Origin of the sequence: Streptomyces sp. NPDC001787 (assembly GCF_040297465.1) — a bacterium.
GTDB lineage: Bacteria > Actinomycetota > Actinomycetes > Streptomycetales > Streptomycetaceae > Streptomyces.
This window is the reverse complement of record NZ_JBEOZE010000018.1, coordinates 16,973-41,814: the sequence shown is the minus strand read 5'-3', so window position 1 is coordinate 41,814 and position 24,842 is coordinate 16,973. Positions and strand designations below refer to the sequence as shown.

23 protein-coding genes and 1 riboswitch are annotated in these 24,842 nt (G+C 71.9%); of the genes, 8 read left to right on the top strand and 15 right to left on the bottom strand.

Annotation, left to right across the window (positions count from 1 at the left end; genetic code table 11):
- Nucleotides 1–6: 6 nt before the first annotated feature.
- Both ABT170_RS23725 and ABT170_RS23720 read right to left on the bottom strand, forming a co-directional pair.
- The gene (locus ABT170_RS23725; RefSeq protein WP_329946111.1) at nt 7–813 is read right to left on the bottom strand and encodes a hypothetical protein; all 807 of its coding nucleotides are present in this window, start codon (nt 811–813) and stop codon (nt 7–9) included.
- Nucleotides 810–1,472 (bottom strand): RNA polymerase sigma factor, encoded by a 663-nt coding sequence (locus ABT170_RS23720; protein ID WP_502970561.1) that lies wholly within the window; start codon nt 1,470–1,472, stop codon nt 810–812. The genes ABT170_RS23725 and ABT170_RS23720 overlap by 4 nt, the downstream gene beginning before the upstream one ends.
- Before the next feature lie 324 nt (nt 1,473–1,796).
- Here ABT170_RS23720 and ABT170_RS23715 point away from each other — a divergent pair, with 324 nt between their 5' ends.
- Complete coding sequence (locus ABT170_RS23715; RefSeq protein ID WP_351870489.1) at nt 1,797–2,408, top strand: TetR/AcrR family transcriptional regulator; 612 nt, start codon at nt 1,797–1,799, stop codon at nt 2,406–2,408.
- Nucleotides 2,409–2,463: 55 nt separating this feature from the next.
- Here ABT170_RS23715 and ABT170_RS23710 read toward each other — a convergent pair whose 3' ends face one another.
- Together ABT170_RS23710 and ABT170_RS23705 are read right to left on the bottom strand one after the other, a co-directional pair.
- On the bottom strand, nt 2,464–3,465 hold the full coding sequence (locus tag ABT170_RS23710; protein ID WP_329946114.1) for a DUF6745 domain-containing protein: 1,002 nt from the start codon (nt 3,463–3,465) through the stop codon (nt 2,464–2,466).
- Nucleotides 3,466–3,658: 193 nt separating this feature from the next.
- Entirely contained in the window at nt 3,659–3,985 is a 327-nt protein-coding gene (locus ABT170_RS23705) for a DUF8820 family protein (RefSeq protein ID WP_329946115.1), read from the bottom strand.
- Between the two features lie 177 nt (nt 3,986–4,162).
- Between ABT170_RS23705 and ABT170_RS23700 the strand changes: the two genes are divergently transcribed.
- From ABT170_RS23700 to ABT170_RS23675, 6 genes are read left to right on the top strand one after another with little or no spacing between them, the layout of a single operon-like run.
- Nucleotides 4,163–5,122, top strand: a complete 960-nt coding sequence (locus tag ABT170_RS23700; RefSeq protein ID WP_329946116.1) for an STM4015 family protein — start codon at nt 4,163–4,165, stop codon at nt 5,120–5,122.
- A gap of 4 nt (nt 5,123–5,126) precedes the next feature.
- Nucleotides 5,127–6,074 (top strand): STM4015 family protein, encoded by a 948-nt coding sequence (locus ABT170_RS23695; protein ID WP_351870484.1) that lies wholly within the window; start codon nt 5,127–5,129, stop codon nt 6,072–6,074.
- Nucleotides 6,055–7,200: an STM4014 family protein gene (locus ABT170_RS23690; RefSeq protein WP_351870481.1), complete on the top strand. Its 1,146-nt coding sequence runs from the start codon at nt 6,055–6,057 to the stop codon at nt 7,198–7,200. The genes ABT170_RS23695 and ABT170_RS23690 overlap by 20 nt, the downstream gene beginning before the upstream one ends.
- A gap of 52 nt (nt 7,201–7,252) precedes the next feature.
- Complete coding sequence (locus ABT170_RS23685) at nt 7,253–8,062, top strand: STM4013/SEN3800 family hydrolase (protein WP_351870671.1); 810 nt, start codon at nt 7,253–7,255, stop codon at nt 8,060–8,062.
- Nucleotides 8,062–9,426 (top strand): STM4012 family radical SAM protein, encoded by a 1,365-nt coding sequence (locus tag ABT170_RS23680; protein ID WP_329946120.1) that lies wholly within the window; start codon nt 8,062–8,064, stop codon nt 9,424–9,426. The genes ABT170_RS23685 and ABT170_RS23680 overlap by 1 nt, the downstream gene beginning before the upstream one ends.
- Before the next feature lie 8 nt (nt 9,427–9,434).
- Nucleotides 9,435–10,364: an STM4011 family radical SAM protein gene (locus tag ABT170_RS23675; protein WP_351870478.1), complete on the top strand. Its 930-nt coding sequence runs from the start codon at nt 9,435–9,437 to the stop codon at nt 10,362–10,364.
- Nucleotides 10,365–10,376: 12 nt separating this feature from the next.
- Here ABT170_RS23675 and ABT170_RS23670 read toward each other — a convergent pair whose 3' ends face one another.
- From ABT170_RS23670 to ABT170_RS23660, 3 genes are all read right to left on the bottom strand, one after another.
- Nucleotides 10,377–11,204 (bottom strand): SGNH/GDSL hydrolase family protein, encoded by an 828-nt coding sequence (locus ABT170_RS23670; RefSeq protein WP_329946122.1) that lies wholly within the window; start codon nt 11,202–11,204, stop codon nt 10,377–10,379.
- Nucleotides 11,205–11,368: 164 nt separating this feature from the next.
- Complete coding sequence (locus tag ABT170_RS23665) at nt 11,369–12,358, bottom strand: M23 family metallopeptidase (protein ID WP_351870474.1); 990 nt, start codon at nt 12,356–12,358, stop codon at nt 11,369–11,371.
- A gap of 5 nt (nt 12,359–12,363) precedes the next feature.
- A riboswitch (cyclic di-AMP (ydaO/yuaA leader) is annotated at nt 12,364–12,521 on the bottom strand.
- A gap of 292 nt (nt 12,522–12,813) precedes the next feature.
- Nucleotides 12,814–14,913, bottom strand: coding sequence for an alpha-galactosidase (locus ABT170_RS23660; RefSeq protein WP_351870669.1), 2,100 nt, complete (start codon nt 14,911–14,913; stop codon nt 12,814–12,816).
- Between the two features lie 190 nt (nt 14,914–15,103).
- On the opposite strand from ABT170_RS23660, the gene ABT170_RS23655 reads away from it, so the two are divergent.
- Entirely contained in the window at nt 15,104–15,916 is an 813-nt protein-coding gene (locus ABT170_RS23655) for a tyrosine-protein phosphatase (protein ID WP_329946124.1), read from the top strand.
- 19 nt (nt 15,917–15,935) lie between these two features.
- Here ABT170_RS23655 and ABT170_RS23650 read toward each other — a convergent pair whose 3' ends face one another.
- From ABT170_RS23650 to hpnE, 8 genes are all read right to left on the bottom strand, one after another.
- Nucleotides 15,936–16,112: a DUF6126 family protein gene (locus ABT170_RS23650; RefSeq protein WP_329946125.1), complete on the bottom strand. Its 177-nt coding sequence runs from the start codon at nt 16,110–16,112 to the stop codon at nt 15,936–15,938.
- 75 nt (nt 16,113–16,187) lie between these two features.
- Complete coding sequence (locus ABT170_RS23645; protein ID WP_329946126.1) at nt 16,188–16,796, bottom strand: helix-turn-helix domain-containing protein; 609 nt, start codon at nt 16,794–16,796, stop codon at nt 16,188–16,190.
- A gap of 131 nt (nt 16,797–16,927) precedes the next feature.
- A complete protein-coding gene (locus ABT170_RS23640; protein ID WP_351870469.1) occupies nt 16,928–18,325 on the bottom strand; it encodes an aspartate aminotransferase family protein in 1,398 nt (465 codons plus the stop codon).
- A 174-nt stretch (nt 18,326–18,499) separates the two neighbouring features.
- On the bottom strand, nt 18,500–19,519 hold the full coding sequence (gene hpnH / locus ABT170_RS23635; RefSeq protein WP_329946128.1) for an adenosyl-hopene transferase HpnH: 1,020 nt from the start codon (nt 19,517–19,519) through the stop codon (nt 18,500–18,502).
- Between the two features lie 5 nt (nt 19,520–19,524).
- Complete coding sequence (locus ABT170_RS23630) at nt 19,525–20,178, bottom strand: phosphorylase family protein (protein WP_351870466.1); 654 nt, start codon at nt 20,176–20,178, stop codon at nt 19,525–19,527.
- Entirely contained in the window at nt 20,178–22,178 is a 2,001-nt protein-coding gene (gene shc / locus ABT170_RS23625) for a squalene--hopene cyclase (RefSeq protein ID WP_351870464.1), read from the bottom strand. Before shc ends, ABT170_RS23630 begins: the two co-directional genes overlap by 1 nt.
- A 103-nt stretch (nt 22,179–22,281) precedes the next feature.
- Nucleotides 22,282–23,385 carry a polyprenyl synthetase family protein gene (locus ABT170_RS23620; RefSeq protein ID WP_329946131.1) on the bottom strand — a complete coding sequence of 368 codons (1,104 nt, stop codon included), beginning with the start codon at nt 23,383–23,385 and terminating at the stop codon, nt 22,282–22,284.
- A complete protein-coding gene (gene hpnE / locus ABT170_RS23615) occupies nt 23,382–24,767 on the bottom strand; it encodes a hydroxysqualene dehydroxylase HpnE (protein ID WP_329946132.1) in 1,386 nt (461 codons plus the stop codon). Before hpnE ends, ABT170_RS23620 begins: the two co-directional genes overlap by 4 nt.
- Between the last annotated feature and the right edge of the window lie 75 nt (nt 24,768–24,842).

Sequence of the window (24,842 nt, the reverse complement as noted above, 5' to 3'; positions counted from 1 at the left end):
CCCGCTTCAGCGATCGGCGGCTCCGGCACGGCCGGCGCCCGAGGCCTTCGGCGTCGGCTCACGCCCGGCTCCCGGCCCCGCATCGCGCTTCCCGCCAGTCCGCGCACCGCTGCCCGCGCCCGCCTTCTTCTCCTTGCCGTCGGCCGCCGGGCGGAGCAGCGCCTCGCAGTAGCCCGCCACCTGCGACGCGCCTCCGGCGGCTTGCTCCAGACGCTCCAGGGCCGTCGGGTCCCCGGCCCTTTTGCTGCCCCGCGACCGCGCGTACACCTGGCAGAGCGCCGTCTCTCCCGGTGCCCGCGCCGCGCCGTCCGGTGCCCGCCCCGGTCCACCGGCGCGGCGTCCGGAGTCCGTCGGTCCGGTCGGTCCCGGACCCGTGACGCCGGTGCGGGGCGGGGGCGTACGGGGGCGAGGGAGCTCCGGATCGGCGGACGAGGGGGCCGACGCGCTGTGTACGGGCCGGACGGGGGCCCGGCCGCCGCCGGGTCCTCCGTCGCCGAACGGCGTCGGCAGCGCACCCGAACCGGCGGCCAGCGCGGCCCCGCCGAGCGTCACCGCGGCGGCGAGGCCTGCGATCGCCGCGCGCACCTGAAGTCCACCGCGTCGCCGGTCCGCGGGCCGCCAGTCGTCGCGCCCGCGTCTGCGCCACGGCGGCACCGTCCTGTCCGGCCATCGGCCGCGCGCCTCCCGGAAGGCGGCCAGTGCCCGCTGTTCCGCATCCCGCCCGGCCTCTCCCGCACTCCGGGCGGCTGCGCCCGCCCCGTCCGGCCCGGGTGGCACCGATGTCCCGGACCCGTGCCGCGGTTCCTGTGTCATGCCTCGTCTCCCCGACCGCTCCGCCGTCCGCGCGGCGTACCCGCCACTCCGTTACCGCTCAACTGCTCGCCGAGCCTCTTCAGTCCCCGGTACGCGGACGTGCGGACGGCACCGGCCCGCTTGCCGAGCACACGCGCCGTCGCGGGACCGTCGAGTCCGACGACGACCCGCAGCAGGACCGCCTCCGCCTGCTCCCTGGGCAGGGTGGCGATCAGTTCCAGCGCCTCCTGTGTGGAGAGGGTCTCCAGGGCCGACGCGGCGGTGTCGTGACCACCCGGCAGTTCCAGCATGTCCTGTTCCAACAGGGCGGTTCCGGGGCGCCGTTTCTGTTTGCGCAGATGATCCAGCGCCCGGTTCCGCGCGATCGTCGCGGTCCAGCCGCGAAAACCCGCGCCGTCCCCCCGGAACCGCCAGAGGTCGCGGGCGATCTCCAGCCAGGCGTCGGAGGCCACGTCCTCGGCATCATCGCCGACCATTCCCCGCAGATAGCCGAGCAGACCGGGATGGGTCAGCCGGTAGGCCGCTCCGAACGCCTCCTCGTCTCCCTGCTGGGCCCGCTCAACGGCCGCCCCGAGCTCGGCGTCGTACACCTGCCCGCGGCGCTGTTCCTCGACCTTGGCCACACGTTCCTCTTCGTACCGATCGCCTCGCCGGCGCATGCCGGCGCGGCACAATTCGCCCCGTCCGCCCGCCCCGGGGCCGACGTCCCTCGCCTACCTCTGCGTGGTGGCACACAGAAACGTCACAGCAAGGACCTGGTGTTTTTACGGATCGGGCCTGCGACAGGGGCCTCCGAGCGCCCCCGCGCGCCCCGCCGTGGAAGCGTGGAACCCGGCCTCCGCAGACTCCGCCGCCTTCGCCGCCGGTCCCGGCACCGGAGGCGTGATGCCACGCTTCCGGAGGGCAGAAGAGGCTTCCGGAGGTCGGCGACGAGCCGAAACCCGCTTTCCGGACACGGCGCGGGCATTGGTTAGGGTGGCCGCGTGGCGAGAGTGCGGTTGGGCGTGGCGGAGCGGCGTGAGGAATTGCTGCGCGCCGCGGTCGAACAGATCCAGGTGCGCGGGGTCTCCTCCGTACGGATCGCCGATGTGGCTGCCGTGCTGGGGGTGAGCAACGCGCTGGTGCTCTACCACTTCTCGACCAAGGAGAAACTGGTCGCCGCCGCCTTCGCGTACGCGGCCGAGGCCGACCTCGCCCATCTGCGCAAGCTGCTGACCCGCCGCACCAGCGCGGTGCGGCGCCTGCGGGCGGCCGTCCGCTGGTACGCGCCGACCGGTCAGGCCAAGGGCTGGCGCCTGTGGATCGAGGGCTGGGCGGCCTCCCTGCGCGAGTCGGCACTGCGTGAGGTGGCGGGCGAGCTCGACCAGCGGTGGAAGGCCGAGCTGGCCGCGGTCATCGAAGAGGGCGCCGCCGCCGGTGAGTTCCGCTGCGACGACCCGGTGTCGGTGGCCTGGCGTCTGACCGCCCTGCTCGACGGCCTGGCCGTACAGATGACGTCGTACGCGGGTCCGCTCTCCCGGGCCACGATGCTGCGGTGGACCGATGAGGCACTCGCCCGCGAACTGGGCATCGACCACGCGACCCTGACGGCCTGACGCCTCCGCCCCGCCTCCGCCTCCACTGCCCCGGAGCGGCCAGGGGCAGCCCGGGTCAGGTCTGGCGCACCGGCGCGTAGGCCGCGCCGTCGATTCCGAAGGTCCACGCGACTCCGTCCTTCGCCGTCCGCGTCGACGGCGGTACCCGCAGCCAGTAGGTGCGGTGCGTGCCGTCCGGTTCGGGAGTGGAGTTGACCACCTCGACCATCACCACGTCCTCGTCCCCGTCCAGCGCGATCCGCCAGAGGATGCCCGTCTCGTCGCGGTGGACCGGTTCGGCGCGGGATTCGGTGAGGTAGCGGTCGTAGCCGTAGTACTCCAGCATCACGCGGCGCAGTTCCGCGTTCTCCTCGGCGCGTATCCGCTCCGGGGTCAGGGCCGACAGTTCCGCCAGGAATTCGGCGGGCACCGGCATCCCCCGCCACGCGTACAGCGCGAAGCCGTCCGCGTAGCTGAGGGCCGGGCCGTCCCCGTGGTCGAGCCGTCCCGCCTCGTCCCGGTGCAGCGCCTCGGGGCGCTCGCTGATCACCACGGCCCTCTCGTACGGCCACCACCAGCCGGCGTTGCGGGCGACCTCCGCGAGGCCGGTCAACCGGTCGCCGCGCCCGTCGAAGGCGGCGAGCCAGGCGGCGTCGTGCTGTCCGAGGACGGCGTCGAGCAGCAGCAGCCGGACAGCGGACTCGTCCTTCGGCCGTGCGGCGAGGTCCGCGACGACACCCGTCCGTATCCGTTCGGCGAGGGCCGCCGTGGTCTCCCAGAGCTGGGCCCCGGTGGCGGACCAGAGCGCGGACCAGCCCGCGGGGCCCAACTCGTCGTACATCCTGCGGCGTTCCTCGGCCCAGGGCCGGGTGCGGATGTCGTCGCGGACCGAACGGCCGGCGTCGGCCAGCTTCTCCACCACGCCGACCGCCTCGCGCGGCGAGTCGGCCCAGATGATCCGTCCCGGCTCGGCGAGGCCCGCGCTGCGGTAGGCGAGCCGCACGCCCGCCTCCGCCGCGGCCCGGTCCGCCCTGCCCGTCGCCGCCGCCACGGTCCGCCAAGAGTTCACGTGCTGCATCGGTTGTCCCGTCCCCTGTTTCTCGTATCTCGTATCTCGTCCGTGGAATCGCGGGAATCGCGTTCCCGGCAGCGGAGCCCGTTGTTCGGACCCCGGTGTTCGGCCCCCGTTGTTCGGACCCCGGTCGGCGGAGCCCGGCTCCCGGTGCTCGGTCGTCCGCCCGCTCGTGCCGGCGCCTGCCGGTCCGGCGGGATCAGTCCGCGACGATGCGGATCGCCCCCGGCGCGTACTCCCGCTGGCGCACGACCCGGAACCAGCCCTTCGGCAGCGGGATCACCGCGTGCTCCTCGTGCACCACCCGTCCGCCCTCGGGGAGATGCAGGAGCATCGGGCCGAACGGACCGGCCTCCCGGATCAGCCGGCCGGGCCCCTGCACGGCGTGCGCGTGTCCGGTGACCTCGCCCAGGGCGAGCACCAGGCGCCCCCGCCCGTCGCGCAGTTCGCCCGGCGCCTTGAGGAAGGGGGCGGGCACCGCCGACTCCTCCACCGCCATGATCAGTACATCGCCCTGCCGGTACACAGACGTCTCCCCTCGGTCGCGGCACCCGCTGTGCCGAACACGAGGAAAACGCTACGGGCCGGGTCTGACAATCGACCGGCGGCGGACATCCGGACAGGTCCCGGTCACCGCGCTGTCAGTGGCGCTTGATAGACCTTGCGGACAACAACCCGTTCCCAGCATCAGGAGCTCAGGGCCATGTCCGGTGTGGACCATCTCAGCGAGCTGTGCGGCCTTCCGGCCGTCGACTTCCAGCGTGACGCCTCCGAAGCACCCCGTCCGGCCGCCGACGCCGCCGCCTGGCGGATCAGCGTCGATCCGTACGACGACGAGGACGCCGACCGGACCTGGGAGCAGGAGTTCGCGGCATTCCTGGACGCCGTCGATCCGGCCGGGGTGCGTGCTCTGATCATCGGCCAGTGGGGCGAGGCGTACGAGGAGACGTCCTCCGTGCCGATCGGCCTGGTCATCGCCGCGGCCGGCCGGCTGACCTCGCTGGAGGGGATCTTCGTCGGGGACCTGGTGATGGAGGAGGCGGAGATCTCCTGGATCGAGCAGTCGGACGTCACCGCGCTGCTCACCGCGTTCCCTTCGCTGGTGGAGTTCGGGGTGCGCGGCGGCACCGGTCTGGAGTTCCCGGCGACCAGGCACGAGCGGCTGCGCTCGCTCACCGTCGAGGCGGGCGGACTGCCCGTGCAGGTGGTCCGGGGCGTGCTGGACAGCGAGCTGCCCGCGCTGGAGAAGCTCGACCTGTGGCTGGGGGTCTCCGCGTACGGCGGCGATGCCGACGTGGCGGACCTGGCGCCGCTGCTGTCCGGCACCCGCTTCCCCCGGCTGCACCATCTGGGCCTGCGCAACAGCGAGGTGGAGAACGAGATCGCGGCGGCCGTCGCCTCGGCCCCGGTCGTCGCCCGGCTGCGCACGCTGGACCTGTCGAACGGCACGCTCGGCGACGAGGGCGCCGCCGCGCTCCTGGAGGGCCAGCCGCTCACCCACCTCGAAGTGCTCGACCTGCACCACCACTTCCTCTCCGAGGCGATGGAACGCCGGATCACCGACTCGCTGGTGCCCCACGGGGTCCGGGTCGACCTCTCCGAGCGCAGCAAGCCCTGGGGCGACGGTGGCCCCGAGGGCCGTTACACCGCCGTGGCGGAGTGACCCGATGACCGATACCGAGCTCTTCTTCGGCCTGCCCGTCCATACGCTTCCGGAGCCGGGCGAGAAGGACCCCTCGGAGCTGCCGTCCGCGCACTCGGTCGCCTGGCGGCTGGACTGCGGCTGGCAGGGTTCCCTGACATTCCCCGTCCTGTGGCGGCACTTCCTGGACACGGTCGACACCGAGCAGGTGCGGGCGCTGGTGATCGGCCCGTGGTGGCAGGGCAATTACACCGGCATCGAACCGGTGGTGGAGCTGATCGCCGGACACGCGGACCGTTTCCCCGCGCTGCGGGCCCTGTTCCTCGCGGATGTGGAGAGCGAGCAGTGCGAGATCTCCTGGCTGATGATGTCGGACATCACACCGGTGCTCACCGCGTTTCCGCTCCTGGAGGAGCTGCTGGTGCGCGGCTGCGGGCAGACCGCGGAGGCGGAGGGCCTGCGGCTCTCGCCGGTGCGCCACGAGAGTCTGAGATCCCTGTGCTTCGAGTCCGGTGGGCTGCCCGGCCATGTCGTGCGGGCGGTCGCCTCCTCGGAACTCCCGGCTCTGGAGCGGCTGGAGATCTGGTTCGGGTCCACCTGGTACGGGGGCGACGCGACGGTCGAGGACCTGGGCCCGCTGCTGTCGGGCGGCACGTTCCCGCGGCTTCGCCATCTGGGGCTGCAGAACAGCGAGATCCAGGACGAGATCGCGGCGGCGGTCGCCTCGGCGCCCGTCGTGGCCCAGCTGGAGTCGCTGTCTCTCTCCATGGGCACCCTCGGCGACCTCGGCGGTGCGGCGCTCCTGGCCGGGCAGCCGCTGACCCATCTGTCCACGCTCGACCTGGATCACCACTACCTGAGCGACGAGGTGTTCGACCGCATCCGCGCGACCTGCGCGCCCGCCTCGGTCAGTGGCGAGGCGGAGGACATGGACGAGGACGAAGAGGAACGGTATGTCGCGGTCAGCGAGTAGCCACGCGCCGCGTTTCGCGGTCGTCGGCAATCCGGACAACCGGCGTGTCGCCTTCTTCCGGGAAGCCGTGCGCGCCGCCGGACTGCCCGACGTCCGCGTCGTGTCCTGGCTCCAGGTGCTGACCGGTGAGGCGGTGTTCCGGCCGGGCGAGACCGTACGGATGGACTCGCCCGGCGAGGACGCCGAGGTGGAGCGGCTGCTGCGCGGGGTGGGCGATCCCTCGCGCGTGGAGGGGACCTCACGCTGGTACGCGACGTTCACCGCGGCCGTGGGGGAGGTGGCGCGGGCCGCTTCGGCGGCGGGCGCCACCCTGCTCGGCGATCCCGGGGACATCGCGGCGCTGTTCGACAAGCGGCGGTGCCATGCCGTGCTGGACGGTGCCGGGGTCCCCGTGCCGGCGTCGCCGACGTCCGGTCCCGCCGCACCGGTCGTGCGGGGCTGGGAGGATGTGCGCGAGCTGATGGCGGCACGCGGCATGCCGCGGGTGTTCGTGAAGCTCGCCCACGGCTCGTCCGCCTCGGGGGTGCTGGCCGTGGAGACGGCCGGCCCCGGCCGGGTCCGGGCGAGCACGTCGGTGGAGCGGGACGGGGAGGGGCGGCTGTTCAATTCGCTCCGGGTGCGGCGGTACGAGACGGAGCGCGAGGTCGCCGAGATCGTCGACACGCTCGCCCCGGACGGACTGCATGTCGAGCGCTGGCTGCCCAAGGCCTCCCAGCGGGGGCGGGCCGCGGATCTGCGCGTCGTGGTCGTCGCCCGCCGCGCGACGCACGCCGTCGTGCGGACCAGCCGTTCCCCGATGACGAATCTGCATCTCGGCGGCGTCCGGGGCGATCTGGACGAGGTCCGGGCCGCCGTCGCGGCGGCGGGCGGCAGCTGGCAGGACGCGCTCGCGACGTGTGAGCGCGCCGCCGCCTGTTTCCCGCGGACGCTGTGCGTGGGCGTCGATCTGCTGCCCGCGACCGGCTGGCGGCGGTTCGCCGTCGGCGAGGTCAACGCCTTCGGTGATCTGCTGCCCGGTCTGACCGGACTGCCGGGCAGCGGCGCCGAAGGACTGGACACCTATGCGGCGCAGGTCGCCGCCGTACTGGACAGAGCAAGGAACCACCGTGTCATCGCTGCCCCCTGACCCCGGCCGCCGCACCCCTGACGGCCGCATCCCGGACACCGGGGAACCCGACATGAGCGGGATCGTCGGACATCACGATCTGCTGCTCGTCACTCTCGACACCCTGCGCTACGACGTCGCCGCGGAGCTGGCCGCGGCCGGACGCATCCCGCATCTGGCCCGGCATCTGCCCGGTGGCATCTGGGAGAAGCGGCACGCGCCGGGGAGTTTCACCTACGCCTCGCACCAGGCGATCTTCGCCGGGTTCCTGCCGACCCCCGCCTCCCCGGGGCCGCATCCGCGGCTGTTCGCGGCACGGTTCGCGGGCAGTGAGACGACGGCGGACGGCACCTTCGTCTTCGACACGCCCGACCTGGTGTCCGCCCTGGCGGCCGAGGGCTACCGCACGGTGTGCATCGGCGGCGTCGGCTTCTTCAACCGGCAGGGGCCGCTCGGATCGGTGCTGCCCGGCATGTTCCAGGAGAGCCACTGGGAGCCCGGCTTCGGTGTCGCCTCGCCGACCTCCTTCGAGGAGCAGGTGACCCGCGCCGAGGAGGTCGTGGCCGAACTCCCGCCGGAGCGGCGGCTCTTCCTGTTCGTCAATGTGTCGGCGCTGCACCAGCCCAACTGGTTCCACCGGCCGGGCGCCACCCGCGAGGCGGGCGACTCCCGCGCCACGCACGCCGCCGCCCTGGAGTACGTCGACCGGCACATCGGCCGGCTCTTCGCCGCGGCGAGCAGCCGCCGCCGCTGCTTCGCGATCGTCTGCTCCGACCATGGCACGGCCTACGGGGACGACGGCTTCACCGGCCACCGGCTCGGCCACGAAGCCGTCTGGACCGTGCCGTACGCCCATTTCTTCCTTGAGCCCGGGGACGCATGATGACCAGCCCGACCCTGCCCGCCGTCAGGCCGTACGAGAGCTACGTCTACGCCTATCCGCACAAGACGGCCTACCGCCCGCTCACCGGCCGGCCCGCGCTGCGTGAGCTGTGGGCGGCGGAGCCCAAGGACGCGCTCTCCCTCTACCTCCACATACCGTTCTGCGAGGTCCGCTGCGGCTTCTGCAACCTGTTCACCCGGATCGGCGCTCCCGGGGAGCTGACCACGCGCTATCTCGACGCGCTGGACCGGCAGGCGACCGCCGTCCGCGACGCGCTGGGCGACCAGGAGCCGGTGCGGTTCGCCGCCGCCGCGTTCGGCGGCGGTACGCCGACCTTCCTGACCGCCGGCGAGCTGGAGCGGCTCTGCGACATCGCGGAGAAACGGATGGGCGCCGACCTGCGCGCGGTGCCGCTGTCCGTGGAGACCTCGCCGTCGACCGCGACGGCGGACCGGCTGGCCGTGCTCGCCGACCGCGGCACGACCAGGGTCAGCATCGGTGTGCAGAGCTTCGTCGAGGCCGAGGCCCGCGCGGCGGTCCGCCCGCAGCACCGCGCCGATGTGGAGGCGGCCCTCGGCCGGATCCGTGACGCCCGGGTACCGGTCCTCAACATCGACCTGATCTACGGCATCGACGGGCAGAGCGAGCGGAGCTGGCTCACCTCCCTGGACGCCGCGCTGGCCTGGCGCCCCGAGGAGCTCTACCTCTATCCGCTGTACGTACGCCCGCTGACCGGCCTCGGACGTCTCGGGACGGCCGCGGACCCGGCGGCCGAGGAGCGTGCCGCGAACGCCTGGGACGAACAGCGGCTGCGGCTCTACCGGGCCGGCCGCGACCATCTCCTCGCCCATGGCTACGAGCAGGTGTCGATGCGGATGTTCCGCCGTGCCGACGCCCCGGCGGAGGGCCCCGACGACTACGCCTGCCAGACCGACGGCATGATCGGTCTCGGCTGCGGTGCCCGCTCGTACACCGCTGCGCTGCACTATTCCTTCGACTACGCGGTGGAGATGCGGGAGATCCGCGGCATCATCGACGGGTTCACCGCGACCGAGGACTTCTCCCGGGCCGAGGTGGGCCGGTATGTGGACGCCGACGAGGCGCGCAGGCGTCATCTCCTCCAGTCGCTGCTCCAGGCCGCGGGTCTGCGGCCCGAGGAGTACCGGCAGCGGTTCGGTACGGATCCGCGCGAGGACTTCCCGGCCGAGCTGGAGCGCTTCGCGGCGCGCGGCTGGCTGGACGGGAGCGCCGGCGGGGATCTGCTGCGGCTCTCCCCCGAGGGGCTGGCCCACTCCGACGCGCTGGGCCCCGAGCTGTTCTCCCCCGCGGTACGGGCCGCGATGGCCGCGTACGAACGGAAGTGAGCCCCGCCATGGACCTGACGATTCTCTACCGCGGCCCGCTGGCCTCCTGCGACTACGACTGTCCGTACTGCCCGTTCGCCAAGCGGCGTGACAGCCGGGAACAGCTGACGGCGGACCGGGCGGCTCTGGAGCGGTTCACCGCGTGGGCCGCGGCGCAGACGGGCGACCGGCTGTCGGTCCTGTTCACACCGTGGGGCGAGGGTCTGGTGAGGTCCTGGTACCGGCGGGCGCTGGTCGAGCTGTCGCTGCTGCCGCACATCGCCCGGGTGGCCATCCAGACCAATCTGAGCGCCCGCACGGACTGGCTGGCCGGGGCCGACACGGACCGGGTCGCGCTGTGGTGCACGTACCACCCCGGTCAGACGCCGTACGAGCGCTTCCTCGGCAAGTGCCGGGAGCTCACCGCTCGCGGGGTGCGCTACAGCGTGGGTGTGGTCGGATTCGACGCCCATCTCGACGAGGCGCGGCGGCTGCGGGCGGCGCTGCCCGAGGAGGTCTATCTCTGGGTCAACGCCGCCGAGGGGCACACCTACACGGACGAGGAGGCGAACCGCTGGACTGCGCTGGACCCGCTGTTCCCGTACAGCAGGCATCCGCACCGGTCGGCCGGGCTGCCCTGCCGCACGGGAGAGTCGGTCATCTCCGTGGACGGTGACGGCACGGTGCGGCGGTGTCACTTCGTCCGCGCGGAGCTGGGCAGTCTCTACGACGGCAGCTACCGCCGGGCGCTCGGTCCGCGGGGCTGCCCGCTCGATGTGTGCGACTGCCACATCGGCTATGTGCATCTGGAGACACTGCCGCTGTACGACGTGTTCGCGGGCGGTGTGCTGGAGCGGATACCGGCTCCGGGCCACCGGGCCACGCCGCCGGCCGGGCTCGTGGTGCCGAACCCGGCCCGGCGTGCTCTTCCCCTGACGGTCCTGCGCGACGCGCCCTGAGAGCCGTCCCGGTCAGAGGGGAAGCAGGTCGGGGCGCTTGGCCTCGGCGTGGTCGCCGGAGGACTCGCCGCGCAGCCGCCGCCCGATCCACGGGACCAGGTACTCGCGCGCCCAGTGGATGTCGTCGCGCCGTTCCTCGAAGGTGCCGCGCTGTGCCTGCGGCGGCCAGGCCTGGTCCGGGTCGGCGGGCACGTCCACACCGAGCACCTGTGCCGCGCGCAGTGCGACGCGGGTGTGGCCCTCGGGCGACAGGTGCAGCCGGTCGTCGTCCCAGGCGCGCCTGTCCTGCACCGAGCGGAGCGACCACAGGTCCAGGACGGGGCAGTGGTAGCGGTCGGCGATGGACCGCAGATGGACGTTGTACGTCGCGATCTTCCCGCGCATGTGCCGCAGCACCGGCACGCCGCGGGTGTCGAACCCGGTGGTGATCATGACGGTGCCGACCGCGTCGGTCAGATCGGCGACCGCGCGCTCGAAGCGCTCGGCCAGATCGTCGGGGTCGGTGCCCGGCCTGATGATGTCGTTGCCGCCCGCACAGAAGCTGACCAGCTCGGGAGCCAGCTCCTTGGCGCGGGGGACCTGTTCCTCGACTATCTGGTCGAGGAGGCGTCCGCGTACGGCGAGATTGGCGTACCGGAAATTCCCGTGCGCGGATTGATCCGGGCTCGTCGCGGTGTCGGGGACCGGGAGCCGGTCCGCCAGCAGGACCGCGAACCGGTCCGCCCAGCCGACGAAGGTCCCGTCGGGGCCGGGGTCTCCGACTCCTTCGGTGAAACTGTCGCCAATCGCCGCGTACGACCCGATGATGCCTGGTTGATTGTTTCTCGAATCGTCTGCCACAAGCGCATATCCTGCACCGTCGAATGTGACCTACGCGACCGTAATACGGGGTTGACGGGTGGTGAGATAGACCACCCGGTCAGTTTTTGGTAAAGCCGGAATAAGGACAGGGGCGGTGCGCCGACGCGCACCGCCCCTGTTCATGTCTGGTCTTCACCGCTCCATCAGATGGAGACGCCGTGCTGGCGCAGGTAGGCGACCGGGTCGACGTCCGAGCCGTAGCTCGGGCCGGTGCGGACCTCGAAGTGGAGGTGCGGGCCGGTGGAGTTGCCGGTGGAGCCGGAGAGGCCGATCTGCTGGCCGCCGGCGACGGTCTGGCCCACGGAGACACTGAGCGAGGACTGGTGGGCGTACTGGGAGTACATGCCGTCGGCGTGCTTGATGACGACCTCGTTGCCGTACGAACCGCTCCAGCCGGCCGAGACCACGGTGCCCGGACCGATGGCGCGGACGACGGTGCCCGACGCGGCCTGGAAGTCCGAGCCGGTGTGGTAGCCGCTGGACCAGCTGGCGCCGGAGGCGCGGTACTGGGTGGTGACGTTGGCGTTGGCCACCGGGGTCGTCCAGCCGGAGCTGTTGCTCTGGGCGGCGCTGGTGTTCGTGGAGGTGGTGGACTTCCCGGCCTCGGAGGACGGGGCCGAGGAGTCCGCGGACGAGGCGGTCTTCGGGGCCGGCTGCGCCTTCGGGGCGGCCGGGGCGGCCTTCGGGGCGGCCTTCTCCGGCTCCGCCTTCGACGGGGCCGGCGCGGACTGCGCGGCGTCCGCGGAACCGGACGCCTTGGCGCCGAGGGTCAGCTTCATGCCGGGGAAGATCAGGCTCGGGTTCTCGCCGACGACCTCGCGGTTGTCCTGGTACAGCTTCTGCCAGCCGCCCTTGAGCTTGTGCTCGGCGGCGATCTTCGAGAGGTAGTCGCCGGAGACGACGGAGTAGGTCTTCGAGGCGCCGTGGGTCGTGGCCGCGGCACCCGGGGCGGTGTGCGCGGCGGCGACCGAGGCGGCGGCGGGCTTGGCCGCGGGCGCGGCCTTCTCCGCGGCGTGCGCTCCGGTGGCACCGATCAGCGGGAGGGCGAGGACGGCGCCGCCGGTCCCTGCGGCGAGGACACCGCGGGCGATCGGGCCGGTCTTCGTACGACGGTGCTTACCCGTTGCGGGCATGGGGGAATTCCTCTCCGGCGCCTACGAGGTGAGCTGTCGGGTTCGGGCTGGAGATGCCCGGTCGCTCTCGGCGACTTCACCCCGAGCCGGTCCGGATCTCTCCGGGCCGGCGGCTTACCTGGGTCCCCCGCTCCTGCCACACGAGTGTGGGTGGGTACGAATTCCGGGCGGCGGCAGGATTAGGCGATCCGTCCGGATTGACGGTGACCGTAAACGAGTCAGGACGACAGGAACAAGCCATCGGTTGCCTGCCGGAATCCCCGATTCAATTTCGGTCCGGAATTCCCGTCACACTCCGTGGATTACGGATCTTGGCATTCCGCGCGGCGCCCGGATCGCCTCCGGGCGCCGCCACCACACACCGTCACGGATATGATCCCGCTCACCAGCGGGCCACCATCTCCCCCACAAACAGGGCACGTTCTGCCAAATGCCCCATTACGGACATGTCATGGTCATCGCTTCTGACGCAACCTCAGCACCCGGGCGTCCAGGTCGCCGCTCAGCCCGGTGTGCAGCCCGTGATGCAGCAGCACCGATCCCTGGTATTCCGCCCCGGTGTCCTGACAGACGTACGTCGCCGAGGCGTCCAGGCCACGCAGCCGCAGGGCCGGCGGACGCTGGCCGAACCGCTGGGCCTCCAGCCACATCAGCACCACGGCCTCCTCGCCCAGGACGTAGCTCACCGCGCTCAGCCCGCCGCGCGGCGCCGCGAGCCGGTGGAGGGCCCCGTACTGCACCACCGGGCGGATCTCCTTGTAGAGGGAGACCCAGTCCCGCGCCTCGGCCAGCTCCTGCGGGCTCCACTCGGTGAGGTCGCCGCCGACCCCGAGCACCCCGGCCATCGCGCTGACGAAGCGGAACCGCAGCGAACTCACCCGGTTGTTCAGCTGGACGTTCGGGCTGTCGGTGACCCAGGCCGCCATGACCCGTGCCGGATGGATCTGTCCGAAGCCCTCCTGGATGGCGAGCCGGTCCAGCGGGTCGGTGTTGTCCGAGGTCCACACCTGATCGGTGCGGGAGAGCACGCCCAGGTCGACCCGGCCCCCGCCTCCCGAGCAGGACTCGAAGGCCACGCCCGGGTGCGCGGCGCGCAGCCGGTCGAGCAGCGCGTACAGCGCGTCCACATGCGCGATCCAGAGCTTCTGCGGGTACTCCTCGCCCGGCCAGCCCGCCTCGGCGAAGCAGCGGTTGAAGTCCCACTTCACATAGTCGATCGGAGCGCTGGAGAGCAGCGCGTCGAGCTGCTCCCAGAGGTATTCCTGCACGTCCGGCCGGGCCAGGTTGAGCACCAGCTGATGACGGAACTCGGTCCGTGTACGGCCGGGGAAGTGCTGCACCCAGTCCGGGTGGGCCCGGTAGAGATCGCTGTCGGGGTTGACCATCTCCGGCTCGACCCAGATCCCGAACCGCATGCCGAGTGCGCGCACCTCGTCGGCGAGCGGCCGCAGCCCGCCGGGGAAGCGGTCGGGGTTGGGCGTCCAGTCACCGAGCCCGGCCCGGTCGCTGGTGCGCTGCCCGAACCAGGCGTCGTCCACCACGAACAGCTCGACGCCCATCTCCGCCGCGCGCACGGCGAGCGCACGCTGCTGTTCCACGGAGATGTCGAAGCCGGTCGCCTCCCAGGAGTTGTAGAGCACCGGCCGCGGCGTACTGGCGTCCGGGATCACATGGGCCAGCTGCCAGGCGTGCCAGGCCCGGCTCGCCCCGCCGAAGCCGTCCGGGCTCCACAGGCCGGCGAAGACGGGTGTGGTGTACGACTCCCCCGGCGCGAGCCGCAGCAGGCCGGACTCGTCGTAGCCCGCGCCCCCGTTGATCTGCACGAGACCGTGCGGCAGCTGATGCACGGCGATCCGCCAGGACCCGGACCAGCCCAGAGCGCAGCCGTACACCTCTCCGTGCTCCTCGGTCGCGACACCGCCCGCGTCCAGTGCCACCCATGGCAGATGCTGGTGTCCGGTGTGCCCGCGGCGGCTGGAGAGGACCTTCTCGCCGTACGTGAGGTCCGACCGCACCAGCCGGGACTCCGCCGCCCAGGTGCCGTGCAGCTGGCTCAGCCGCCAGTGCTCCCGGGCCGGCAGCGTCCAGGTCGCCGCGTCGGCGCGCAGCAGTTCCAGGGGCGGGCCGTCCGGGCCGGCGTGGGCGACCGTGGTCCAGCGCTCGATCACATCGGAGTCGTCGCGCATCCGGTAGTGCAGGGTCAGCGCGAGGCGGTGCACGGCGTCCGTGAAGCCCAGCCGGAGTTCGTCGCCGTCCGTCCCGGCGCCCCCGAACGCCCACTCGGTGCCCCTGACCTCGTCGGTACGCACGGAGAGCGCCGGGCGGACGAACCGGGGACCGCCCTCGACCGGGTACTCCTCATGGCCGTCGAGCGGGGAGTCGAAGCCGGGGCAGGGCGGGAAGGGCTCGGCGGCCAGCGCCTCGGCAGCGGCCATCGTGAGGCGCGGCCCCCAGTGCAGGTGCAGCAGCTCATCGCGGTCGGTGAGGTGGAGCGCGTAGCTGCCGGTCGCACCACTGAGCACCCAGGTACGGCCCGTGTCACCAGTCTCGATCATCATTTCCCTCACGTTCGAACAGTTCCGCACATCATCGACCACGGTGATGGTGCGGGGCAATGCCCGTGCGGGTTTGCGTGGCGAGCTGTGCACCTCGTCCGAGATGATTGCCTGAGGAATCGATGTCGTATCGTCACGAGCGTGCACTCGTCGGCGAGCAGCGCCGACGCCAGACACCCCAGGAGCCGCCGTGACTCAGCAGGTGCCGCAGGTCCCGCCGACAGAATCCGAGCTGACCGGAGTCCGCAATTTCCGTGATGTGGGAGGGCTCCCCACCACGGACGGACGCCGTGTGGCCTTCGGGCGGCTCTACCGCAGCGGTCACCTGGCGCACGCCACGGAGCAGGACACGGCGGTCCTCGGCAGGCTCGGCCTGCATACGGTCTTCGACTTCCGCAACGACGCCGACCGGAAGCTCGACGGCCACGACGTGGAGCTGGCGGGGGTGCGCAATGTCAGCATCCCCCTCTCCGACCCGGCCGACGGCGCCGAGTTCTGGCGGCTGGTGCGGGACGGCGACATCGCCCAGCTGCGCTCGATCCTCTCGGGCAGCAAGGGCACGGACCGGATGATCACCTCGTACCGGTCGATCATCCGGGACCGCACCGCCGAGCACAGCCGGGTCCTGCACGCCCTGGCCGAGGACAGCGTCCCCGCCCTGATGCACTGCGCCGCGGGCAAGGACCGGGCCGGTCTCTCGATAGCCGTGTCGCTGCTCGCCGTGGGAGTGGAGCGGGAGGCCATCGAGGCCGACTACCTCAAGTCCAACGACGCGCACCGCCGCTACCGGGTGCGGCGCTCGGACACCTCGGAGTCCGGGATGTCCCCGGAGGTCCTCGAACTGCTGAACCCGCTCTTCGGCGCGCACGCCGAATACCTCGCCGCGGCCTTCGGCACCATCGAGGAGATCTGGGGAACCACGGACCGCTACCTCACCGAGGGACTGGGCCTTGCCCCGGAGACACGGGAGCGGCTGCGCGAACGGCTGCTGGACGAGGCGTAGAGCCCATCGGGCGGGGTGGTCACTTGTTGCCGCCCGCCACGGCGAACAGCAGGTACAGGAAGCCGGCGATGACGTGTCCGGCCACCAGGTAGGCGAAGAGCCGGATCACGACCCCGCGCGGCATCTTCCGCTCCTGCGGGTCGTAGTTCTTGGGCCGCTGCGGGGTCAGGGGGTCGTAGTGCTCGGAATCGGACATGACAGTCCTCTCTGCCGGCCGTACGGCCGGTGAAGCGAAGGGTTCGGCGGGGCGCGGTGTCCGGGCGGTGCCCGGTCAGCGCCGGTGGATCCCGCTGCCGAGACACAGTTCGGCGGCGGGGCTCTGCATCAGCGAGTGAACGAAGAGCAGCTCCGCGCCCCCGCGGTCGAGCGCCGCGATCCGGTGCGGGGTGAGCGAATCGAAGTGCGCGCTGTCGCCGGGGGCGAGATCGTGCACCGTCTCCCCCAGGATCACCCGCAGCGTCCCGTCCAGGACGTACAGCCATTCCTCACCGGGGTGGACCCGTACGAGATCGCTCTGCGCGCCGTACGGGACCCTGACGCGCAGCGCCTGCATGGCCCGGCCGGAGCCGCCCGCCTGCTGGTACATCCAGCCGTCGGCCTCGGCGCCCTCGAAGCGGCCGCCGCGGACGATCGCGTCACGTTCGGGGGGTGTCTCGCCGAGCAGCTCGGAAACCGTCGTACCGTAGATGCGGGCGAGCCCGAGCAGCATGGGGAGCGAGGGCTGCCTGCGGCCGGTTTCGAGCCGGGACAGATGGGCCGGGGAAAGCCCTGCCCGCTGGGCGGCGGTCTCCAGGGTGAGACCACGTCCGCGGCGCAGTTCGCGCAGGCGGGGTGCGACGCCGGGGAGCTCGTCGGCCACCCCCCCGTCAGGAGGATTCATACCTCCATTGGGCCAGGATCTTTCCTCGGAGGCAAATTTCTTACCTCCGAGGCAAAACAATCCCCGGGACACTCACCCCGCCCGCGTCCAGCACCCGCCGAGTGCCCGCTCAGTGCCCGGTCGGCGGCCGGTCAGCGGTTGGCGACGGCCTGCTTCACCAGGGTCCGCCCGAAGTCCCACATCAGTCCCCCGCCGCTGTGCGCGTCGTCCATGACGTCGGTGAACGCGGCCACGAAGCGCTCCACCTCCGGCTCCCCGATGACCAGCGGCGGAATCAGCTTGATCACTTCCAGATGGTCGCCGGAGACCTGGGTGAGGATGCGGTGCTTGCGCAGCAGCGGCACCACCACCATCTGCGCGAAGAGCCCCTTGCGGGCCGCCTGGAGCACGGTCCAGCGGCTGCGGAGCCTCAGGGAGGACGGACGGCCGAACTCGATGCCGATCATCAGCCCGCGCCCGCGCACCTCGTGCAGCAGCTCGTAGCGGTCGACGAGGGCGGCCAGCCGCTCCCGCAGCAGGTCACCGGTGCGCCGGGCGTTCGCGACCGTCTCCTCGTCCTCCATCACCGCGAGCACGGCCAGTCCCGCCGCCATCGCCTGGGCGTTGGAGCCGAAGCTCGCGGAGTGGACGAGGACCCGGTCCATCGACGAGTAGACGCGTTTGAAGATCCAGTCCTTGCCGAGGGTCGCCCCGACCGGCACATACCCGCCGGAGAGCGCCTTGGCGACACAGACGAGATCGGGTTCGACGCCCTCCTCGTGCTGGTACGCGTAGAAGTCGCCGGTCCTGCCGAGCCCGGTCTGCACCTCGTCGGCGATGAGGAGCGCCTTGTGCTGGTGCAGCAGCTCCTGTGCGGCCCGCAGAAAGCCCGGCGGCGCGGCGTGCACGCCCTTGCCCTGGACGGGCTCCACGATCAGGGCCGCCACATCGCCGCGCCTCAGCTCGCGCCGCAGGGCATCGAGGTCGCCGAGCTCGATCGCGGTGTCGGGAAGCAGCGGGGCGAAGCCGTCCCGGAAGCCGTTCTCACCGTTGACCGAGAGCGAACCGGTGGTGAGGCCGTGGAAGGCGTGGGTGCAGTAGAGCACCCTGGGCCTGCCGGTGGCGTAGCGGGCGAACTTCAGCGCCGTCTCGATCGCTTCCGTACCGCTGTTGCCGAAGAAGACGCGGTCCAGGTGCGGGCTGTGGGTGAGCAGCCTCTCGGCGAGGAGGCCCGGCAGCGGCTGGCAGTCGAAGCGGGTGAGGTCGGCCAGCGAGGCGTCCAGCACGTCGTGCAGCGCCTTGCGGACGACGGGATGGTGCCGGCCGAGGCCCATGACCCCGAATCCGGCGAGCATGTCGAGGTAGTCGTTGCCCTCGGAGTCCCAGAAGTACGCGCCCTCGGCCCGCTCGTAGACCTTGTCGAAGCCGATGGTGTGCAGCATGCGCGGAAGCTGGTGGTTGAGATGCCGCGCATGGAGTTCGTACCGTTCGGCGCCGCGTTCCGCGAGGAGCCGCGCCAGGTCGAATCCCTGGGGTCCGCCGTCCTTCATCGCCCGTTCCTCTCCTTCGGCAACGTCCTGCCGGGCCCACCCGCTTCCGCCGCGCGGCGGAAACGGCCGCCACCGGCCCGGCCCGGACGCGCCATGACGGAGCGGCACGGCTCGGAGGGCCGGGGCCGGTGGCGCCGGAGAACCGGCAGAACCGGTTCTCCGGCGCGCGGTTCGTCACCTGTTGCCGGTGACCGTCTCCCGCGCGGCGCGCAGTGATTCCTTCAGCGACCCCATGGTGGCGAGCACCGCCGTGGGCTCGTATCCGCAGTGCGCCATGCAGTTGGCGCAGCGCGGGTCCTTGCCCCGGCCGTACTTCTCCCAGTCGGTCTCCTCGATGAGCTGGCGGTACGTCGGGACGTAGCCGTCGCTCATCAGGTAGCACGGGCGCTGCCAGCCGAAGAGCGAGTAGTTCGGGATCGCCCACGCGGTGCAGGGGAAGTCCGCCTTGCCTTCCAGGAAGTCCAGGAAGAGGGGCGAGTGGTTCAGGCGCCAGCGCCCCCGGTTGCCGCCCGCGAAGGCCTTCTTGAAGAGTTCGCGGGTCTGCTCGACGCCGAGGAAGTGCTCCTGGTCGGGTGCCTTCTCGTAGGCGTAGGCGGGCGAGATCATCATCTCGTCGACCTTCAGATCGTCATTGAGGAAGTTGAGGACCTCGATGATGGTCTGCGGGGTGTCGGTGTTGAAGAAGGTGGAGTTCGTCGTGACGCGGAAGCCGCGTCGCTTCGCCTCCTTCATCGCCTCCACCGCCTCGTCGAAGACGCCTTCCTTGGCAACCGATTCGTCGTGCCGCTCGCGCAGCCCGTCGATGTGCACGGCGAACGCGAAGTACGGCGACGGCGTGAATTTGTCGAGCTTCTTCCGCATGAGCATCGCATTGGTGCACAGGAAGACATATTTCTTCTTCGCGACGAGCTGCCGCACGATTTCGTCGATCTGTGGGTGCATCAGCGGTTCACCGCCCGCGATGGACACCATGGGGGCACCCGATTCGAGCACCGCGCCGACGGCCTGAGCGACCGGCATACGCTGTTTCAGGACCCCGGCCGGATGCTGGATCTTCCCGCATCCCTCGCAGGCCAGATTGCACGCGAACAAGGGCTCCAGCTCGACGATGAGCGGGAACTTCTCGCGCTTTCGGAGCTTCTGTTCAATGAGGTACGTCGCAACCTTGATGGACTGACGGAGCGGCATGGCCATCTGGCTCACCTCCTGGGGAGCAGCAAAGATCGGTGCCATTCATAGAAAGCCGGCAGGACGGCACGAAGAACGCGGAAGGCTGATATTCCACCGCGGAACGTGCCGATGCGGACGAGCTCATGCTCTGGAGCGTCCACGACCACCCGTACGGCCGCAACCGGGCGTGGGCCGTGGCGCAGGGCGGTGCGCAGTGTGGCGGCGGACTCCATGTCCACCGCGATGGCGCCGGTGGCCCGCAGTCCGGCCCGTTCGGGCCCGCGCACGACATGGTCGGAGCCGGTCAGCGGGCCGGTGTGGACGGTGCGTCCGGGCACGGTCCTGGCGAGGGCGTCGACGAGCAGGCCCGTGCCGGCACAGACGGTGGAGCCGTCCGTGTCCCGGGTCTCCTCGGCGACCACCAGGTCCCCGGGGTGCATTCCGGGGGCCAGGCCGGCACAGAAGCCGGAGGCGATCACCGCCGCGTCCCGCGCCCCCGTCCGGCCCAGCACACGCCCCATGGCCGTCTCGGCGGCCCGGGGGCCCATCCCGGTCCGTACGACGCTCATCCCGGCCGGGGCCCCGTTGCCCCGGCCGCTGCGCAGGGCGAGCTGTTCGATGCCGAGGGCGCAGGCGATCAGCAGGGGCGCGGCGGGGGCGGGCGGCCCCGGTACGTCCCCCATCAGGCTTCCCCGCCGCCGGCCGCACGGCCGGCGAACGGGTCGCCGTGCACGAAGCGGCCCAGCGCGGTGAGCGGGAAGACCTGGCGGTAGAGGTGGTAGTTGATGGAGAAGTCCCAGGGGAATCCGGTCCCCGTGAAGTGCGGCTCGTCCCAGGATCCGTCGGCCCGCTGGGCTTCGGCCAGCCAGGTGACACCGCGGGTCGCGGAGCGGCTGTCGCGCTCGCCCGCGGCGAGGAGTGCCAGCAGCGCCCAGGCGGTCTGGGACGCGGTCGACTCACCGTGCCCGATCCACTTCTCCTCCTGGTAGGAGCGCAGGTCCTCGCCCCAGCCGCCGTCGTCGTTCTGGACGGACTTCAGCCAGTTCACGGCATGGCGGACCGAGGGATGGCCGGCCGGGATCCCGGCGGCGATCAGCGCCGGCACCACCGACCCTGTTCCGTATACGTAGTTGACGCCCCAGCGGCCGAACCAGGCGCCGCACGCCTCCTGTTCGGCGAGCAGCCACTCGATTCCCCGCCGGGTACGGGGGTGGTGGGCCCGGCCCTCGACGGCGAGCATCTCCACGACATGCCCGGTGACGTCCGCCGACGGCGGGTCGATGACCTCCCCGAAGTCGCAGAACGGCAGGCGGTTGGGGAACGGGCTGGTGTTGTCGGCGTCGAAGGCGCCCCAGGCCCCGTTGCGGGACTGCATCCCGAGGTTCCAGCGCACCCCGCGCTCGATCGCGGCTTCGAGCCGGGCGGGGTCGGGATGGTCGACCCGGCGCAGCGCCAGGACGACTTCGGCGGTGTCGTCGATGTCCGGGTAGTTGTCGTTGTGGAACTCGAACGCCCAGCCGCCCGGGGCGAGTCCGGGCTTGCGCACCGACCAGTCCCCCGGCCGTCCGATCTCCTCACCGAGCATCCAGTCGGCGGCCCTCACCAGCGCCGGATGGTCGGGGCGGAGCCCGGCGTCGGCGAGCGCGATGGTGGCCAGGCAGGTGTCCCAGACGGGCGACTGGCAGGCCTCGATCATGCGGGCGCCGTCCTCGCGCCACACGGCGAACCGGTCCAGCGAGGCCAGCCCGGCGCGCATCACCGGATGGTCGAGGTCGTAGCCGAGCAGATGGAGGGCGATGACGGAGTAGACCGCGGGCGGCTGGATACCGCCCCAGCATCCGTCGTTCTCCTGGCGCTCGATGATCCAGCGGGCCGCCGCGTTCATCGCGATGCGGCGCAGCCGGCGGGGGGCGACCTTGTGGTAAAGGTGCATCGCCTTGTCGAGCCGCTGGAAGAGGCCGTCCCAACTGGTCGCCGGAGCCATGTTCCCGGGCCGGTTCGGGGCCGCCGGGTCGGTGTGGAGCTCGTCCAGGGTGAACGGGGCGGGCCGTACCGGCCGCTTCGCCGAGACGACGGTCAGCGGAACGATGGTCTGCCGGGCCCAGCAGCCGAAGTCATAGATGTTGAGCGGCAGCCACTTGGGGAAGAACATCAGCTCGGGCGGCAGTTCCGGCAGGTCCTCCCACTTCCACCAGCCGAAGAGGGCCAGCCAGATCCTGGTGAAGACCCGGGCGGCAGCGATCCCGCCCCGCTCCCTGATCCACCCGGCCGCACGCGTCATGTGCGGCTCATCCGGCCGGTCCCCCGCCAGCCTCAGCGCCACATACGCCTCGATGGTGGCGGAGAGGTCGCCGGGCCCGCCGTAGAACGTGGCCCAGGTGCCGTCACCGAGCTGTTCGCCCCGGATGAACCGGGCCGCCGCCCGCACCGTGGCCGGGTCCTGGATCCCGAGGAACTGGCGGAGCAGCAGGTCCTCGGCGTCCATGGTCACATTGGTGGCGAGGTCGCCCTTCCACCAGCCCTGCTGGTCCTGCCTGCCGAGGAGGTGCTCCACGGAGCGTTCCGCGGCCCGCCGCGCGGCGGCGAGCACGTCGTCCGCGGCGATGGTCGATTCGGTCGGATCGCCTGCCGAGGCTGCGCGAGGGTTCGCGGCTCCGGTGCTTCCGTCGGTCGTCGCTGTCATGGCTTCCCCTTCGTGCAGTGTGGTCTCTGCTGTGCTGGGGTCTCCGTCGGCCGGTGCCCGTACGGGCACCGGCCGGCGACTGCGAGTCATATGCGAATGGTGATCATCTCTTTCGTACGACGACGAAGTCGGCGAGCGCGGTGAGCTGCGCCCGTACGTGCTGCGGCATGTCGACACCGTGCAGCGCCTCGATGGCGACCGCATGCTGACGGCGGGCCTCCTGGGCGGTCCACTCGCGGCCGCCCGCCTCCTCGATGAGCGCCGCGCGAGCGGCGAACTCCTCTTCGGAGAAGCTGTCGAAGTCGCTGCTCTTGGCGTCGGCGGCGAGCAGTTCGCCCAGACGCTCGGAGGCCGGGCCGCCCGCCGCGAGGGCGGCGACGACCGGCAGGGACTTCTTGCGCTGGCGCAGATCGCTCCAGGTCTGCTTGCCGGTGGCCTCCGGATCGCCCCAGATGCCGAGCAGGTCGTCGACGGCCTGGAAGGCGAGGCCGAGGTGGTAGCCGTATGCCTCCAGGATGTCCGCGGTGCGGTCGTCCGCGCCGCCGAGCACCGCGCCGATGGAGACGGCGCAGGCGAGCAGGGCGCCGGTCTTGTTGCCCTCCATCTCCAGGCACTCCTCGACGGTGACCCGCTCGCGGTGCTCGTAGGAGATGTCCTGGGCCTGGCCGTCGATCAGCTTGCGGGTGGCCGTGGTCAGCCTGCGGGCCGCCCGGCCGGCCTCGACGGTGCCGAGCTCCAGCAGGACCTCGTTGGCGAGCGCGAAGAGCGCGTCGCCGACCAGGATCGCCTGCGCCGGGCCGTGCACCTTCCAGACGGTGTCGCGGTGGCGGCGCTGTTCGTCGCCGTCCATCAGGTCGTCGTGCAGCAGCGAGAAGTTGTGCACGAGTTCGACGGCGACCGCGCCGGGGATCCCGGCCTCGGCCGGGGCGCCCGCGGCTTCCGCGGACAGCAGGGCGAGCGCGGGGCGCACGGCCTTGCCGCCGTCGCCGTCGGCGGGCCGGCCCTCGGCGTCGATCCAGCCGAAGTGATAGGCCGCCACGGTGTCCATGGGCGGCGCGAGCCGGTCCACGGCAGCCCGCAGCACCGGCGCTGACAGGGCCCGTCCGCGCTCCAGAAGCGCGGTGACGTCCGCGGTGTCTGCCACGGTGTCGAAAGCCGGATTCGCCGGGGTCACTGACTCTCCTCTTGTTCCGGTGGTACTGCTCATGCCGCCTCCTGCAGCGGATGTCCATGGGTGCGGCCGAGGTCGGCGAGCGCGGCGTCGGCGGCGCTGAAGCCACTGCGCACGGCGCCCTCCATCGTCGCGGGCCAGCCGGTGGCGGTCCACGCGCCCGCCAGGTGGAGGCCGGGCGCACGGGTACGGGGTCCGGGGCGCAGCCGGCCGACGCCCGGAGCGGGCGCGAAGGTCGCGGTACGTTCCCGGGTGACGAAGAAGTCGCGGATGCCCGCCCCGCGGGCGGCCGGCAGAAGCCGTTCCAGCTCGGGGAGGTAGCGCGCGCGCAGTTCGGCGACGGGCAGGTCGATCTCGTCCTGCACCGCGGACTGGGAGACCGCCAGATACTGTCCGCCGCCGGTCAGGCCGGAGGATTCGGTGCGGTCGAAGACCCACTGGACCGGGGAGCCGACCGCGGCGAAGAACGGTCTGCGCAGCACCTTGCGGTCGTAGACGACGTGCACGTTCAGGATCGGCGCGGTGTCGATGTCGAGCAGCAGGCCGGGCTCGTCCAGGGCGCCCTCGGGCAGCAGGCCGTGCGTCTCGGTCTGCGGCACGGCCAGGACGACGGTGTCCGCCCCGATCCGTTCGCCGCCGGTGCCGACGCTCCAGCGGCCGTCCTCGCCGCGGCTCAGGGAGCCCACCCTGGCACGCAGCTCGGTGCGCACCCCCGCCGCGTCGAGCGCCTTGCGGGCGAGGGTGTCGTGCAGCTCACCGAGCGGCACGGTGGCCCAGCCGATGTCGGCGGCGCCCGGTTCGGAGAGCAGGCCGGTCTTGAAGACCATCGCGGCGAGCGCCATGGAGGCGTTCGGCGCGGTCGCGTTGAGGGTGGCGACACCGACGAGGTCCCAGAGGGCTTCGATGGTCCGCTGCGACTGGCCGTGCCGGCGCAGCCAGGTGGCGAAGTCGATGCGGTCGAGCGCGGGGTCGGCGGGGTCGAGGCGCTTGAGCGCGAGCGCGGCCCGTCCCACGCTCGCCTTCTCGGCGAGCGAGAGGTGCGGGTAGGCCGCGAGTCCGGCGGCCAGATGCAGCGGTACGGGGAGGTTGTTGCGGCGCAGCCGTCCCAGCCGGGGACCGGCGGCCCGGCCGACGTCGAGCACGGGCACGTCGAGCCGGTCCTGGAGCGGGGCCAGGCGGGCTCCGCCGATCCGGTCCAGGAACCAGCGGTATCCGGTGCAGCAGCGCAGATAGACGTGCTGACCGTTGTCGACGGTCAGGTCGCCGCGCTGGAAGGAGAAGGCGAGGCCGCCGAGCCGGGGCCGCCCTTCGAGCAGGGTCACGTCAAGTCCGGCGTCGGCCAGCCGGAGGGCCGCCGTGACGCCGGCGAGACCGCCGCCGACGACCACCGCACGGGAGCGCGGGCTCTCGTCGCTCATGCCTCCCCCTCTCGTGGAGCGATCGCCACCAGGGGCGTCGCCATCCGGATCGTCGCAGTCAGGGACGCGTCGGGC